Below are 14226 nucleotides of genomic sequence, written 5' to 3' on the forward strand. Positions count from 1 at the left end.
GGAGCCGACGGCGGGTCAGGAGCGTTCGCTCGGCAGCGGCCCGGCGGCCGGCCAGGCGGTCCGGACGCGGGTGGCGAGGGTGGCGCAGAAGCGGCCGAAGACCGGGAGGGCGCTGTCCTCGCCGGCCAGGGCGGCGACGGCCCGGAGGCGGTGTGCCAGGCGGCGGCGGGCGGTGGCGTTGCCCCAGGTCCAGTCCGCGTGGTGCACGCGGGCGAGTTGGTCGGCGAGGCCGCGTTCGGCCTTGGGGACGAGGGCGTCGCCGCGCAGCAGCCAGCCGGCGCAGGCGTCGGCGAGCTCGGTGTCGGTGGCGGCCGCGGTGCCGGTGGCGGCCCGCCAGGCGGTGCGGTAGGCGGCCTCGGCCTCGGTGAGTACGTCGGCGGGCGGGGCGGTGGAGCACCAGCAGGTGGGGAAACCTATTCGCAGATAGGCGAATTCGGCCGCGCCCGGGCCGAGCGAGGACTGCTCGAAGTCGATGAACCGGACGCCCTCGGCGGTGTGCAGGTCGTTGCCGGGGCAGGGATCGCCGTGCAGCAGCGCGTGCCGGACGGGGGTGGCGGAGAGCCGGGCGAGCAGTGCCTCGGCCTCGGCGCGGGCGCCGGGCGGGGCGGGGACGTCGAGGGCGCGGGCCAGCGCGAGGAAGCAGCCGAGGTCGCGGCCGGTCGGTCCGGTCCAGGCGGGCAGCGCGGTGCCGGGGGCCGTCCCGGCCAGGTCGTCCAGGTCGGCGGGGGCGCTCGCGTGCAGCCCGGCCAGCGCGACGGCGTAGTCGATCTGCCAGCCGGGGCCGGGGGTGCGGTTCTCCAGGCGTTCCAGCACCACCATGCGCGCGTCGGGGTCGGTACCGAGCAGCGTGGGCACCACGGGGCGACCGGCGCGGCCGGCCCGCCGGGAGGCGAGGGACAGTGCGGCCGCCTCGCGGGCGTAGCGGTCGTCGGCGCCGGGCGAGTCGACCAGTTGCTTCACCACCACCGGGGCGCCGGACAGTTCGGCCCGCCAGACCCGGGAGCGCGGACTGCTGGCCAGGCGGCGGACCTTGCGCGGCGAACCGAGCTCGGCGCGCAGCCGCTCGCCGAGCGGAAGGGAGGACCACATGCGGCACATCCTCGCACGTCACGTTCGAGCGACGAACGACAGTACGACCCTGTGGAGTTGGACGGGGAAACGCCTGGACGCGCCGATGGCCGGCTCCCGGGAGAGGAGTCGGCCATCGGCGTTCAGGGGTTGGTCACCGACGTGGGCACGGGCCCGGTCGGCGGGGGTGGAGCGTCCGTCACATCAGGGCGACGGCAAGGGCCTTGCGGGCGCGCAGGGAGGCCTGTTCGGCCTTACGACGCAGTCGCGTCGCGCGCATCACCCGCAGGCCGAGGCGTTGCTCCTCGGCCTCGTGGAGGCGTTCCTGCATATGCGCACGCGCCAGGGATTCTTGAAGGAGATTCATCTCGAGGGTCCTGTTCTGGATCTGAAGTTCGGTGGTCTGCTCGGAGCGGACGGTCGGATCGATGCCGGCGGGGTTCATGTGGTGGTCCTGCTCGTGGTGCGTAGTCGGGAAGGGACGGGTCAGTTCGGAGTCGGCCTTGGCGGCCGCGAGGCGTACCGAGTCGCGCAGTGCGGTGTCCAGCGGGGGCTGCTCTCCCCTGCGGACGGCTGCGGCTTCGGTGCGGGAACGGGCTGCGGGGTTCACGCCATGACCTCGGTCTTGCGCGGACGGCCACGGGGACGCTTGCGGGCGACGACGACGCCCTGGACGAAGAGCTCGCCACCCCAGACGCCCCACGGCTCGCGGCGCTCGAGCGCGCCGGTCAGGCAGGAGGCCTTGACGGGGCAGGTGCCACACAGCGACTTGGCGTACTCGACGTCGGCGGGCGTCTCCGCGAAGAAGACCTCCGGGTCGAAGGCCCGGCACGGAATGGGAAGCCCGAGCGAGTCAGCCTCGTCGATGGCGGTGAGCTGCATGAGTGTTACCTCCGGGGGGTCGGCCTGGTCGGCCTTGATGGTCTTGTCGGGTACGGACGGGAGGGGCGGCGGTGTGATGACCGTGGACACTGTTGGCGTCTTCCTCGTCTTTTGATGGGTCCGGCCGGGCTCGTTGTTCGAGTTCGGCCGGAGGCCCGCGTGGGGCCTGGGTGGGTCGTGCGTACCGGACAAAACAGAAGGGCCGCGGAACCCGGTTGCTGGGTTTCCGCGGCCCTGGAGGCACCGCCCTGACGGGTTGCGTCAGGGTCGTTCGCTCCAGGGTCCAGGCCCGCGGAAAGCCTGCTTCCGGACGGCTCCGGCGCCGTGAACGGCGGCCGTGGCCAGAATGCTCTGCTGCTTCTGCTGCTTGACTCCGGCACCGACGACGGCCGCATAGCGACCATGGGCCGCTTCTGCCACTACTGCCTTCGGTGCCTTGGTCGGTCGCTCATCGGACAGCGTGATGCCATCGATAAACATGGACCGGTCACGGGACGGACCCGCCTCGACACTGGTGCCCTCAGCATTGCCACGACCACTGACAAGGCAGTGCTCGGCAATCAGCAGGACTCCGGCGTTGCCGCCGGCCACGTCGAGACCCAGACCCGGCACGAGGACGCGCGCGGGCATGGCGAGGGTGGACATCGGGTCAATCATTTTGGTGATCGTCTTCGTCGACACTGAACTCGCCTCCTCTCGGCGTCTCGCGGTGCCCAGTCCCCCGGGCTCCGATATCTGGTTGATGGTCAGCGCACGCAGAAACAAGCCCTCTGCGAGCGTTGCGGTCTCGTCCCCTTGACCGCTCCGGCAGGCTATTGCGCCGTACGCGCGGCGCGCAAACTATTTTTCCGGCGAGTTTTCCGGTGAGTTCTCGGCCTGCTCGGCGGCCTCGTCCCCGGGTGAGTCCTGCACCTGCTCCCCGTCGGGCTCCCCCACGAGCTCCGGACTCTCCCCCGCACACAACAAGAGCACGTCGGCGCCGTACTTGTCCAGCTTCATGGCCCCCACCCCGGAGATCCGGGAGAGCTCCGCGAGACTGCCCGGCACGTCCTCCGCGATGGCCTCCAGGGTGGCGTCGGTAAACACCACGTAGGCCGGGGCGCCCTGTTCCTTGGCCTTGGCCAGGCGCCACTCGCGCAGCCGCTCGAACAGCGCCTCGTCCATGTTGGAGGGGCAGCCCTCGCAGCGGCGGAGCTTGAGCTCGCGGCCCTCGGTCAGGGTGCGGTCGCAGACCCGGCACTTGACGGGGCCGCGCACCCGGCGCGCGGCCGGGCGCTCCGCGCCGGACTCGATGCCCCCGCGCCCGCCGCGGGTGCGCGGGCCGGAGCTGGAGGAGCCGGGGCGCAGGCCGTCCAGGAAGCGGGTGGGCTTGCGGGAGGCGCGGCCGCCCGGCGAGCGGGACAGCGACCAGGAGAGGGTGAGGAAGCGGCGGGCCCGGGTGACGCCGACGTACAGCAGGCGGCGCTCCTCCTCGACCTGCTCGTCGGTCTTGGCGTAGATGATCGGCAGCGTGCCCTCGGTGAGGCCGACCAGGAACACCGCATCCCACTCCAGGCCCTTGGCGGCGTGCAGCGAGGCCAGCGTGACGCCCTCGACGGCGGGGGCGTGCTGGGCGGCGGCCCGGGCGTCGAGTTCGGCGACGTAGGCCGAGAGGTCGGCGCGCTCGCCGGCGGCGGTGCGGGCGGTCTCGAACTCCTCGGCGAGGCGGACCAGCGCGTTCAGCGACTCCCAGCGCTCGCGGACGGCGCCGGAGCCGGCCGGGGCGGTGGCGGAGAAGCCGCGGGTGGCGAGCACCGCGCGGACCTGGGCGGCGAGGTCGGGCGCGCCGGCGGTCAGCGGGTCGTCGGCGGCCCGGGCGGCGCCCTTGAGCAGCACCCCGGCCTCCCGGACCTCGGGCCGCTCGAAGAACCGCTCGGCGCCCTTGAGCTGGTAGGAGATGCCGAGGTCGGCGAGCGCCTGCTCGTACACCTCGGACTGGCTGTTGGTGCGGAACAGCACGGCGATCTCGCTGGCCCGCACGCCGGTGCCGAGCAGGTCGCGGATCAGCCGGGCGGTGGACTCGGCCTCGGTGGGCTCGTCCTGGTACTCGCGGTAGACCGGCTCGGGGCCGGCCTCGCGCTGGGAGATCAGCTCCAGGCGGTGCTGGGCGGCCTGGCCGCGGGCCTGGGCGAGCAGGCCGTTGGCCAGGTGCACCACCTGCGGGGTGGAGCGGTAGTCGCGCACCAGCTTGACCACCGTCGCCTCGGGGTGGCGCTGACGGAAGTTCAGCAGGTAGTCGGGGGTGGCGCCGGTGAAGGAGTAGATGGTCTGGCTGGCGTCGCCGACCACGCAGAGGCTGGCGCCGCCGTCGCCGCCCGTCCACTGCTCCAGCAGGCGCTGCTGGAGTGGGGAGACGTCCTGGTACTCGTCGACGGTGAAGTGCCGGTACTGGGCGCGGACCCGGTCCGCGATCTCCGGGCGGTCCTCCAGGATGGCGGCGGTGAGGAGCAGCACGTCCTCGAAGTCGATCAGGCCGCGGTCGCGCTTGGTCTGCTCGTAGGCGGCGTAGACCCGGGCGATCTCGGCCGGGTCGCGCGGGGCCTCGCGGGCGGACTTGGCGACGGCGGTCGGGTAGTCGTCGGGGACGACCTGGGTGACCTTGGCCCATTCGACCTCGGCCGTCAGGTCGCGCAGTTCGGTGCGCTGGACGCGCAGGCCGCTGCGGCCGGCCGCCTCGGCGACCAGCTGGACCTTGCGCTCCAGCAGCCGGGGGACGTCTCCGCCGATGGCGCGCGGCCAGAAGTACTGGAGCTGGCGCAGCGCGGCGGAGTGGAAGGTGCGGGCCTGGACGCCCTCGGCGCCGAGCTGGCGCAGCCGGCCGCGCATCTCGCCGGCGGCGCGGGCGGTGAAGGTGACGGCGAGGACCTGGGCGGGCTGGTAGACGCCGCTGCGCACGCCGTAGGCGATCCGGTGAGTGATGGCCCGGGTCTTGCCGGTGCCGGCGCCGGCCAGCACGCAGACCGGGCCGTGCAGGGCGGTGGCCACGGCGCGCTGTTCGGGGTCGAGTCCGGCCAGCACGGCGTCCGCTCCGAGGGGGGCGAAGCCGCCGGGGCGGTGCTGCTGGCTGGGGCCGCCGAGGCCGGGGAGGTCATCCTGCATGCCTTCCATCCTCGCAGGCGCGCCGGACAGTCCGGACGGTGTTGTCCACAGGCCCGCTCGGATGATCGGATCGTGCCACTGTTACCCGTCCTGGAATGGGGGCGGCCCGCCGGACGTTTGTTCCGTGGGCTGCACGCCCCGTTCGTCGACCGAAGGAGTCCCTCACCATGTCCGGCACCGTCACGATGTACAGCACGACCTGGTGCGGCTACTGCAACCGCCTCAAGAGCCAGCTGGACCGCGAGGGCATCGCCTACACCGAGGTCAACATCGAGCAGGACCCGGCCTCGGCGTCCTACGTGGAGTCGGTGAACGACGGCAACCAGACGGTCCCGACGGTCGTGGTGGTCGGCGCCTCCGGCGAGCAGAGCGTGATGACCAACCCGAGCCTGCGCCAGGTCCAGGCCGCGCTGGTCTGACCACTGGGCGCCCGGGCCCCGGTCAGCCGGCCGGGGCCGGGTCGCCGAGTTCGTAGAGCAGCCGGGCCCGGTCGGCTGCGTAGCGGGTCTCCACCACCCGGATCGGGCCGCGCCGGTCGCGGGTGACGCGGGTGTTGACCAGCAGTGGCACGCCGGGTCCGAGTCCGAACCAGGCGGCCTCGGCGGGGTCGGGCATCCGCGCGGTGAGGTGGTCGGTGGCGGCGGTCTCGGTGCGGCCGAGGTCGGCCAGTGTCCGTTCGTCGCCGCCGGGGGCGGGCAGGTCCTCCATCAGCGGGGTGCCGGCGGCCAGTCCGGGCCGGTAGTGGCTGTCCTCGATGGCGTAGGGCTCCTGGGCGACGCGGCAGAGCTGGCGGCGCATCATGACGCTGTCGTCGGGCTGGAGTCCGAGCCAGTCGGCGATGTCGCGGCGGGCCCGGACGGCCCACACCTCGTACTCGAAGCTGAGGTCCAGTCCGGCTGCCCGGGCTTCGGCGGCGTACGTCTCGCCGCCGGCCGGCAGGGCGCCGCGGCGGTGCGGCCGGGGGTAGACCCGGTGGTCGTGCCGGGCCCGGCGGCGCAGGAAGGTGCCCTTGCCCTGGACGCGCACCAGCCGGCCCTCGTTGACCAGGACGTCGACGGCGAGGCGGACGGTGTTGCGGGCCACCCGGTACTGCTCCTCCAGTTCGCTCTCGACGGGGAGCCGGCCGTCGTCCTCCCATTCGCCGGAGTCGATGCGGCGGCGCAGGTCGGCGGCGATGCGCTGGTACTTGGGCGGGGTCGCGGCGGCGCGGGGGATCGTCACGCGAGCGAATGTAGTCAGGCCTTTTGTGGCATTTCAGCCGAACCGGGCAGCCATGGTCGCGGGTCTGTTCGGGAAACCCTGGCGATTCCGCCCCGGGGGATTCGAACATTTCCGCTCGGCGGAGCGGGACCCGGCCGGTCCCCCGGGTCGGTCGGATGCACCGCAGGGGCGCGCGGAGTGCTCCGCACGCCCCTACAGGTACCGCTTTTCGCTCACCAGCGGGCGGCTGCCGGAAGCGGTTCGCCGTACCAGAGTTCGACCAGGTGCCGGGCGATCGAGATGCCGGACGGCGGCAGGATCTCGCCGGCCGCCATGCCCGCCCGCATTTCCTCCCGGGTGAACCAGCGGGCCTCGGACAGCTCCTCGCCGTCCACGGTGATCCCGGTGCCGTCGGGGTGCGCCCGGCCGAGGAAGCCGAGCATCAGGCTGGACGGGAACGGCCAGGGCTGGCTGGCCACGTACTCGACCTCGGCGACCCGGACGCCCGCCTCCTCCAGCACCTCGCGGCCGACCGTCTGCTCGATCGACTCGCCGGGCTCGACGAACCCGGCCAGCGTCGACCAGCGGCCCTCCGGCCAGAGCGCCTGCCGGCCCAGCAGGCAGCGGTCCTCGCCGTCGGTGATCAGCATGATCACCGCCGGGTCGGTGCGCGGGTAGTGCTCGGCCGCGCAGGAGGTGCAGCGGCGCAGGTGGCCGGCGCCGGCCTTCTCGGTGCGGTGGCCGCACCGGGAGCAGAAGGTGTGCAGCCGGTGCCAGTGCTCCAGGGCGACGGCGTGCACCAGCAGCCCGGAGTCCCGGTCGGAGAGCGAGCCGCCGACCTCGCGCAGCCCGGCCGGGCGGGCGTCGCCGTCCAGTCGGCCGGGCAGCGACTCGCAGTCCAGCGCGAAGTAGTGGACGCCGTCGTCGTCGGTGCCCAGGAAGTAGCGGGAGCCGTTCTGCGGGGCCTCGAAGGAGGGCAGCAGCACCAGTTCGGTGCCGCTGCCGGTGTCCACCACGAACGCCTCGCCGCCGGCGATCGGCAGCACCTTGGTGGTGGGGTGGCTCCAGGCCGCGGCCAGCCACGGCTCGTCGAGTCGGCGGTGCGCCGACCGGTCCACCCCGGCGCGGGTCAGCGCGAGGTGCTTGGTGTCAGGGGCGCTGCTCAACTCGTCCATCCCCGTTCGCTTCGGTACGGCAGGTACGGCGCCTTCGCCGCTTCGGGACGCGCACTCACGGCCGGAAGTTCTCCGCGAGGTCGCCCCACAGGTACGCGGAGGTCTCGACGCCCTTGCGGAGCAGGTCGAGTTCCACCTTCTCGTTGATCGAGTGCCAGCCGTCCGAGGGCACCGAGATGCCGAGGAACAGCACCGGCGCGCCCAGCACGTCCTGCAGGTCGGCGGCCGGGCCGGAACCGCCCTCACGGGTGAACAGGATCTTCTGCTCGAAGGCCCGGCCCATCGCCCGGACGGTGGACTGCAGGGCGGGGTGGTCCAGCGGCGTCAGGCACGGGCGGGTGGCGCCCGGGAAGACGATCTCGTACCGGATGCCCGCCGGGACCTGCGCGGAAACCCAGGCGGCGACGGCCTCCCGGACCTTCTCCACCTCCATGCCGGCCACCAGCCGGAAGGACAGCTTGAGGTGCGCCTCGGCCGGGACGATGGTCTTGCCGCCGGGTCCGGTGTAGCCGCCCCAGATGCCGTTGACCTCGGCGGTCGGACGGGCCCAGACCCGCTCCAGGGTGGTGTAGCCGGCCTCGCCCTGGGTGCCGTACGACTTGGCGACCTTCAGCCACTGCGCCTCGTCGAAGGGCAGTTCGGCGAACAGCGCCCGCTCCTCGTCGGTGAGTTCGACGATGCCCTCGTAGAAGCCGGGCACCGCGACCTTGCGGTCCGCGTCGTGCAGGCCGGCGGCGAGCGCGGCGGCCACGTCGGCCGGGTTGGGGACGGCGCCGCCGAACGAGCCGGAGTGGATGTCGCTGTCCGGGCCGTACAGGTCGATCTGGCAGTCCGCCAGGCCGCGCATGCCTGTGCACACGGTCGGGGTGGTCTCGGACCACATGCCGGTGTCGGAGATGATCACCACGTCGGCGGCGAGCCGGTCGGCCTCGCGGCGCACCAGGGCGGCGAAGTTCGGCGAGCCGGACTCCTCCTCGCCCTCGATCAGCAGCTTGAGGTTGACGGCGGGCGCGGTGCGGCCGGTGGCGGCGAGGTGGGCGCGGACGCCGAGGGTGTGGAAGAAGACCTGGCCCTTGTCGTCGGCGGCGCCGCGCGCGTACAGCCGGCGGCCGACCACGGTGGGTGTGAACGGCTCGGTGTCCCAGCCGTCCTCCTTGGCGGCGGGCTGCACGTCGTGGTGGCCGTAGACCAGCACGGTCGGCGCGCCCTCGTCGCCGGACGGCCACTCGGCGAACACCGCGGGCAGCCCGTCCGTCTCCCACACCTCGGCGACCGGGAAGCCGGTCGCGCGCAGCTTGTCGGCCAGCCACTCGGCGGAGCGGCGGACCTCTCCGGCCCGGCCGGGGTCGGCCGAGACGGAGGGGATGCGCAGCCAGTCGGCGAGGTCGGCCAGGAAGGTGTCCTCGTGCTGGTCGATGAAGGAGCGGACGGCGCTGTCCGGGGTTTTCGTCATGCGGACGACTTTAGTTCGCCCGGATGGGTCCGTGCCCACGGCCTCCCTCAGCCGTGAGCACGGTCACCCTGCCTCTGCCGGGCCTCAGACGGCCCGGCGGCCCATGGCGATCTTGGAGCGGGTGAGCGCCGCCGCGAGCAGCACCGCCAACACCGGCAGGCCGATCACCATCGCCGCGAGTTCGCCCCACGGGATCGCGATCACCGCTTCGGGAGCGGGCTGGCCCGGCATCGCCCACTTCGCCTGGTCCTGCGCCTGGAAGATGCGCAGCGCGATGGACGGGACGGCACCGCAGAACAGGCCGAGCACCGCGCCCATCGCGGCGATCACGCCGCACTGGAAGCCGGACAGCCGGCGCCGGATGCCGCCGCTCGCGCCGACCGCGGCCAGCGTGGCGAGGTCCTGCTGGGAGTCCGCGGCGGCCAGGCCGGTGGCGATGCCGGCCGCGCCGAGCGCCACCAGTCCGGCGAACACCGTCAGGCCGACGGTGATCAGGTCGACGTCCGGGTGGAAGCCCCGCTCGACCGTGATCATCGCGTTGTCGTCCAGCTTGGCCAGCGCGCCGTTGGCCTTCTGGTACGCCTTGTCGGACGGCTCCGCGGTGGGCATCCAGAGCGAGCCGGCCGCCCGGGCGCCCAGGCCGATCTTCTCGGCGGTCTGGCGGGTCATCATGGCGTTGCCGAACGGCGCCTGGACGGGCACCTCGACCGCGTCCGCCAGCAGGTGGCGCTCCGCCGGCCGGTAGTTGTTGTCCTCGCGCATCTTCTTCTGGTCGAAGGGGTCGGTGACCAGCAGGTCGACCTTGCCGTTCTCCACGTAGTCGGGCCGGAACACCAGGATCTTGCCGTCGGCGAGGGCCTTCTCGGCGGCCTGGTCGCGCACCCCGAACAGGGTGTGCAGCAGGGCGGCGTCGCCGACCAGGGTCTCGCCGAACATGGTGCTCCGGCGCGACTCCCGGTTCCGGTTCACCTCACAGCGGGGGTCGGTGTGCAGGCGCTCGTACTCCTCGGAGGAGCGGGCCGCGTCGGCCGGGCAGCGCTTGGACTCCGGCAGCACGACCTGGACCCAGCCGCAGGGCGCGCCGGGGTTGCACTTGGCGGTCGGCGTCGCGTCCCACACGTCGGCGCGCTCGCCGAGGTCGGGGATGTTGCCCTCGATCACCTCGCGCATCATCGGCAGCCGGTTCTGGTCGGCGGTCGGCCCCCAGCCGGCGAACAGCGCGACGGTGTTGGGGGGCGCCGACGGCATGTACTCGCGGCGCTGCTGCTCGGTGCTGCTGGTGGTGTAGATGCCCACGGCGACGGCACCGGCCACGGCGGCCATCACCGCGGCCACCGCCGGGGCGGTGCGGCCGCGGTGGCGCACCGAGTCGCGCAGCGCGAGGCGCGGGCTGAGCGGCAGGTGACGGCCGAGCCGGCCGAACAGGCCGATCAGCATCGGGGTGCACATCAGCATGCCGATCTCGGCGATCACCGAGCCGCCGAGCAGGCCGTAGACCACGGCGGTGCCGGTGGCCGCGCAGGCCAGCGCCAGGGCGGCGCCGCCGCCGATCATGATCAGGCCGAGCACGGCGACGATCCGGCTGGGGGGCTTGCTGCCGCCGCGTCCGGTGAGCGCCACCACCACGTCCTGCCGGGAGGCCTGAACGGCGGGCACCACGGCCGCGAGCAGGCCGGTGACCAGGCCGACCACGACGATCGCCAACAGGTCGAGCGGCTGCAGGTCGAAGTGGCCGAAGCGGCGTCCGGCGAACTGTTCGGCGTTGTCGCGGAACACCGCGACCAGCACGATCGCGAGCACCAGGCCGGTCAGCGCGCCGGTCACGCCGAGCACCACTCCGCCGCCGAGCACCACGGCGCGCACGTGCCCGCGGTCGCCGCCGCCGGCGGCGAGCAGGCCGAGCTGGCGGCGCGAGCGGCGGGCGCCGACCGCGAAGGCCGGTCCGGCGAGCAGCACGATCTCCAGCAGGGCCATGCCGACCACGGTGCCGACGATCGCGACGGTCACCTTGTCGATGCCGCCGTAGTCCTGCCGCCCGGGCTGCTGGTACAGCGGCACCTCGGAGCGGGCGGGCGGGTTCATCAGGACTGCCTTGGAGGCGACCGCGAAGCCGTACTTGTTGAGCTCCAGCACCTTCGGCCAGTCCAGCGCGGCCGCTCCGGCGGGCAGTTGGACCAGCCAGCTGTCGCGGCTCTCCGGGACGACCGCCCGGTCCGGGTCGGCCTGCGCGAGCGGGGCGATCACGCTGCCGGGGCGGGCGAACAGTTCGGCGCGCTTGAGCTCGGCGGGGAGCTCGACGACGGCCGTGATGGTGAACGGCTTGGACTCCAGGCCGTGGATCGCGGTGGAGTCGCCGAGCCGCAGCCCGGACTGGTTCAGGAACTCCTGGGTGGCGGCGATCTCGTTCGGCTGGGCCGGGGCGGTGCCGCGGATCCTGTTCACCATGCCGTGCCAGACCTGGTCGGACAGGTCGACCTCGACGGCCTCGACCGTCATCCGGCCCTCTTTGGTGGTGACCGTGGTGCGCGGTCCGGCGGGCATCGGCACCAGCTTGGTGCCGGCCGGGAGCAGTTCCTTGATCAGGTCGGCGGGCTCGGTGCTCGCGCTGCGCTGCTCCTCGGGCGTCTTCGCCCGCGGCTTTCCGTCGGGGCCGGGCCCGCCGGTCTGGGTCTCGTCGTCGGGGTTGGGCGCCTGCAGGACGATGTCGCCGCGCTGGCTCACCGCGATCCGGGCGTCGGCGGTGCCCATCACCCGGGCGACCTTCTCGCCCGGTTCCAGCTGGGCACTGCGGGCGACCACGTCGACGCCGGCCACGCCGAGGATCGGCAGGCCGATCATCGCCACCACCAGGGCGCTGCGGCCCTTGGCGCGCATCGCGTCGCGGCGGGCGATCCGCAGGGCTGCCCGCCAGGCGGTCAGCCTCACTGGTCCTCGCCCTTCAGCGCGTTGGCGGCGGCGGTGACCAGCAGGGTGCCGGCGTCCTGCCGGGCGGTCTCGTCGACCAGCCGGCCGTCGCGCAGGAACACCACCCGGTCCGCCCAGGCGGCGTGCCGGGCCTCGTGGGTGACCATCATGGCGGCGGCGCCGGCGTCGCAGCGGGCGCGCAGGACGGCGAGCACGGATTCGCCGGTGGTGGAGTCGAGGGCGCCGGTGGGCTCGTCGGCGAGCACCAGGCGGCGCTCACCGATCAGCGCGCGGGCGATGGCGACGCGCTGCTGCTGGCCGCCGGACATGTCGTCGGGGAAGCGGTCGGCGAGTTCTGGGATGCCGAGTTCCTCGAGCGCGGCGAGCGCCTCCTTGCGGGCGGCGCGGGCGGATATGCCGTCGAGTTCGCGGGGCAGCGCGATGTTCTCGGCGGCGGTGAGCGCCGGGATCAGGTTGTAGTCCTGGAAGACGTAGCCGACGGAGCGGCGGCGGACCGCGGCGAGCTTCTTGCGGTCGAGGCTGCCGAGCACGATGCCCTCGACCAGCACCTGGCCGTCGCTGGGGCTGTCGAGGCCGCCGGCCAGGGTCAGCAGGGTGGACTTGCCGGAGCCGGAGGGCCCCATCACGGCGACCAGCTCGCCGGGGTACACCTTCAGGTCCACGGCGCGCAGCGCGTGCACCTCGGCGGCGCCGTGGCCGTGCACGCGGCTCACCCGGTCCAGGTGCAGCACGGGCTGGGCCGGCTTGAGTTGTTCGGTCATCGCTCCCCCAGGAGTTTCAGAGGCGGCCGCGGGCGCGGCTCTTGACGCCGCGGCGCGCGGGCGGCGCGGCGGCGGGTTCGGCCGTGGCAGCGGCCTGTCGCTCGGCGTGCTTGCCGAGTCGGGATTCGCAGTGGTCCAGCCAGCGGATCTCCGCCTCGGTCTGGAAGATCAGCTGCTCCAGCACCAGCAGCCAGGCCAGGTCCGCGCCGTCGCCGGTGTCGGCGGCCAGCGCCCGGCCCTTGAGCCGGGTGTAGTCCTGCAGCGCCTGCATGCTGTGCCGGCGCTGGCCCTGGACGACGCCGGTGACGTCCACTCCCGGGACGGTCACCGCCATCGCCAGCTTGATGGCCAGTTCGTCGCGCGGCGGGTTGGTGCGCGGCACCGGGGTGTCGAACCAGCGGAGCAGTTCCGCGCGTCCTTCGTCGGTGACGGCGTAGAACTGGTGGCCCTCGTCGTCCTCCCCCGCGGACTCGACCAGGCCGTCGCGCTCCAGTCGGCCCAGGGTGGTGTAGACCTGGCCGACGTTCAACGGCCAGGTCGCCCCGGTACGGGCCTCGAACTCGGATCGCAGCTGGTAGCCGTAGCGCGGGCCCTGGTCGAGCAGGGCGAGCAGGCCGTGACGGATCGACATACTGAGTATGTATACCCGGTATGGCCTGACCTGCTCAAGCCGCCACCCCGGTCACACCCACCCGGTACCGTCGGCTCCGTGACCACTCTGCGGATCGCCACGTACAACCTGCTGCACGGCCAGCCGCTCGCCGCCGACGGCAGCCCCGCGCCCTACCCGGTCGAGCCGGGCGGCCCGCTGGCCGAGGCCGTCGCCGCGCTGGACGCCGACGTCCTCGCCCTCCAGGAGGTGGACCGCGGCCAGGAGCGCTCCGGCCGCACCGACCAGGCCGCCGTCGCCGCCAAGGCGATGGGCGCCGCCGACTGGCGCTTCGCCGCCGCCCTGCACGGCACCCCCGCCCGGTCGGCCGGCTGGGTCACCGACCCGGCCGTCCCGGGCCTCCAGGTGTACGGGCCCGCCGAGGCGGACGACGGCGCCGACCGCCCGTCGTACGGCACCGCGCTGCTGACCAGGCTGCCGGTGCTGCACTGGCGGGCCCGCCGGTTCGCGCCCGCCCCGTTCGGGCTGCCGCTGCGGGTGGCCGGGCGGCGGGGGCTGACGGCGGTGCCGGACGAGCCGCGGGCCGCGCTGGCGGCGGTACTGGCCGGGCCGGCCGGGGAGTTCACCGTGGTCGCCGCGCACCTGTCGTTCGTGCCGGGCTGGAACGTCGCGCAGCTGGCCGCGATCCGGCGCTGGATCGCCGACCTGCCGCAGCCGTACCTGGTGCTCGGCGACTTCAACCTGATCGGCGCGGTGCCGCGCACCGTGCTCGGCTCGGCGCACGCGATCCAGCGCACCGCGGCCCGCGACCGGGTCCGCACCGCCCGCCGCACCCGCCTGCAGGGCTGGTACGACCTGGCCCGCACCCCCACCTACCCGGCGCACCGGCCGACCGTGCAGTTCGACCACATCCTGGGCATCGGCGTGCCGCGCAGCACGGTCGGCTCGGTGTCGGCGCCGCGCACCGGGGTGTCCGACCACCGGCCGCTGGTGGTGGAGATCGACGTCTAGGCG

The 14226-nt window shown here is 73.7% G+C and carries 13 protein-coding genes; 2 read left to right on the plus strand and 11 right to left on the minus strand.

Annotated elements, in window-relative coordinates; all coding sequences use genetic code 11:
• Positions 1-15: 15 nt before the first annotated feature.
• The 5 genes from ACFYS8_RS08325 to ACFYS8_RS08345 form a co-directional block, all read right to left on the minus strand.
• Positions 16-1089 (minus strand): phosphotransferase, encoded by a 1074-nt coding sequence (locus ACFYS8_RS08325; RefSeq protein WP_387637527.1) that lies wholly within the window; start codon positions 1087-1089, stop codon positions 16-18.
• Between the two features lie 178 nt (positions 1090-1267).
• Complete coding sequence (locus tag ACFYS8_RS08330) at positions 1268-1678, minus strand: hypothetical protein (protein WP_387637530.1); 411 nt, start codon at positions 1676-1678, stop codon at positions 1268-1270.
• Entirely contained in the window at positions 1675-2040 is a 366-nt protein-coding gene (locus ACFYS8_RS08335; protein ID WP_387637533.1) for a WhiB family transcriptional regulator, read from the minus strand. Before ACFYS8_RS08335 ends, ACFYS8_RS08330 begins: the two co-directional genes overlap by 4 nt.
• A gap of 171 nt (positions 2041-2211) precedes the next feature.
• Complete coding sequence (locus tag ACFYS8_RS08340; RefSeq protein ID WP_387637536.1) at positions 2212-2631, minus strand: hypothetical protein; 420 nt, start codon at positions 2629-2631, stop codon at positions 2212-2214.
• Positions 2632-2790: 159 nt separating this feature from the next.
• A complete protein-coding gene (locus tag ACFYS8_RS08345; RefSeq protein ID WP_387637539.1) occupies positions 2791-5097 on the minus strand; it encodes an ATP-dependent DNA helicase UvrD2 in 2307 nt (768 codons plus the stop codon).
• A 158-nt stretch (positions 5098-5255) separates the two neighbouring features.
• On the opposite strand from ACFYS8_RS08345, the gene ACFYS8_RS08350 reads away from it, so the two are divergent.
• On the plus strand, positions 5256-5507 hold the full coding sequence (locus ACFYS8_RS08350; RefSeq protein ID WP_387637542.1) for a mycoredoxin: 252 nt from the start codon (positions 5256-5258) through the stop codon (positions 5505-5507).
• 22 nt (positions 5508-5529) lie between these two features.
• On the opposite strand, the gene ACFYS8_RS08355 is transcribed toward ACFYS8_RS08350, so the two are convergent.
• The 6 genes from ACFYS8_RS08355 to ACFYS8_RS08380 all read right to left on the minus strand — a co-directional run bounded on the left by ACFYS8_RS08355 (position 5530) and on the right by ACFYS8_RS08380 (position 13233).
• A complete protein-coding gene (locus ACFYS8_RS08355; protein ID WP_387637544.1) occupies positions 5530-6309 on the minus strand; it encodes a GntR family transcriptional regulator in 780 nt (259 codons plus the stop codon).
• A 212-nt stretch (positions 6310-6521) separates the two neighbouring features.
• Positions 6522-7463, minus strand: coding sequence for an NAD(+) diphosphatase (nudC, locus tag ACFYS8_RS08360; RefSeq protein ID WP_387637547.1), 942 nt, complete (start codon positions 7461-7463; stop codon positions 6522-6524).
• Positions 7464-7518: 55 nt separating this feature from the next.
• Positions 7519-8916 (minus strand): dipeptidase, encoded by a 1398-nt coding sequence (locus ACFYS8_RS08365; protein WP_387637550.1) that lies wholly within the window; start codon positions 8914-8916, stop codon positions 7519-7521.
• An 84-nt stretch (positions 8917-9000) separates the two neighbouring features.
• Positions 9001-11841, minus strand: coding sequence for an FtsX-like permease family protein (locus ACFYS8_RS08370; protein ID WP_387637552.1), 2841 nt, complete (start codon positions 11839-11841; stop codon positions 9001-9003).
• Positions 11838-12602 carry an ABC transporter ATP-binding protein gene (locus tag ACFYS8_RS08375; RefSeq protein ID WP_387637555.1) on the minus strand — a complete coding sequence of 255 codons (765 nt, stop codon included), beginning with the start codon at positions 12600-12602 and terminating at the stop codon, positions 11838-11840. The genes ACFYS8_RS08370 and ACFYS8_RS08375 overlap by 4 nt, the downstream gene beginning before the upstream one ends.
• Positions 12603-12618: 16 nt before the next feature.
• On the minus strand, positions 12619-13233 hold the full coding sequence (locus ACFYS8_RS08380) for a PadR family transcriptional regulator (RefSeq protein WP_387637558.1): 615 nt from the start codon (positions 13231-13233) through the stop codon (positions 12619-12621).
• A gap of 78 nt (positions 13234-13311) precedes the next feature.
• Here ACFYS8_RS08380 and ACFYS8_RS08385 point away from each other — a divergent pair, with 78 nt between their 5' ends.
• Positions 13312-14223 (plus strand): endonuclease/exonuclease/phosphatase family protein, encoded by a 912-nt coding sequence (locus tag ACFYS8_RS08385; RefSeq protein WP_387637561.1) that lies wholly within the window; start codon positions 13312-13314, stop codon positions 14221-14223.
• Positions 14224-14226: the final 3 nt, after the last annotated feature.

The sequence above is a fragment of the Kitasatospora sp. NPDC004615 genome (assembly GCF_042873545.1).
GTDB lineage: Bacteria > Actinomycetota > Actinomycetes > Streptomycetales > Streptomycetaceae > Kitasatospora.

Coding starts and splice junctions, on each gene's coding strand:
- ACFYS8_RS08325 (WP_387637527.1), bottom strand. CDS start 1,089: ATGTGGTCCTCCCTTCCGCTCGGCGAGCGGCTGCGCGCCGAGCTCGGT.
- ACFYS8_RS08345 (WP_387637539.1), bottom strand. CDS start 5,097: ATGGAAGGCATGCAGGATGACCTCCCCGGCCTCGGCGGCCCCAGCCAG.
- ACFYS8_RS08350 (WP_387637542.1), top strand. CDS start 5,256: ATGTCCGGCACCGTCACGATGTACAGCACGACCTGGTGCGGCTACTGC.
- nudC (WP_387637547.1), bottom strand. CDS start 7,463: ATGGACGAGTTGAGCAGCGCCCCTGACACCAAGCACCTCGCGCTGACC.
- ACFYS8_RS08365 (WP_387637550.1), bottom strand. CDS start 8,916: ATGACGAAAACCCCGGACAGCGCCGTCCGCTCCTTCATCGACCAGCAC.
- ACFYS8_RS08375 (WP_387637555.1), bottom strand. CDS start 12,602: ATGACCGAACAACTCAAGCCGGCCCAGCCCGTGCTGCACCTGGACCGG.
- ACFYS8_RS08380 (WP_387637558.1), bottom strand. CDS start 13,233: ATGTCGATCCGTCACGGCCTGCTCGCCCTGCTCGACCAGGGCCCGCGC.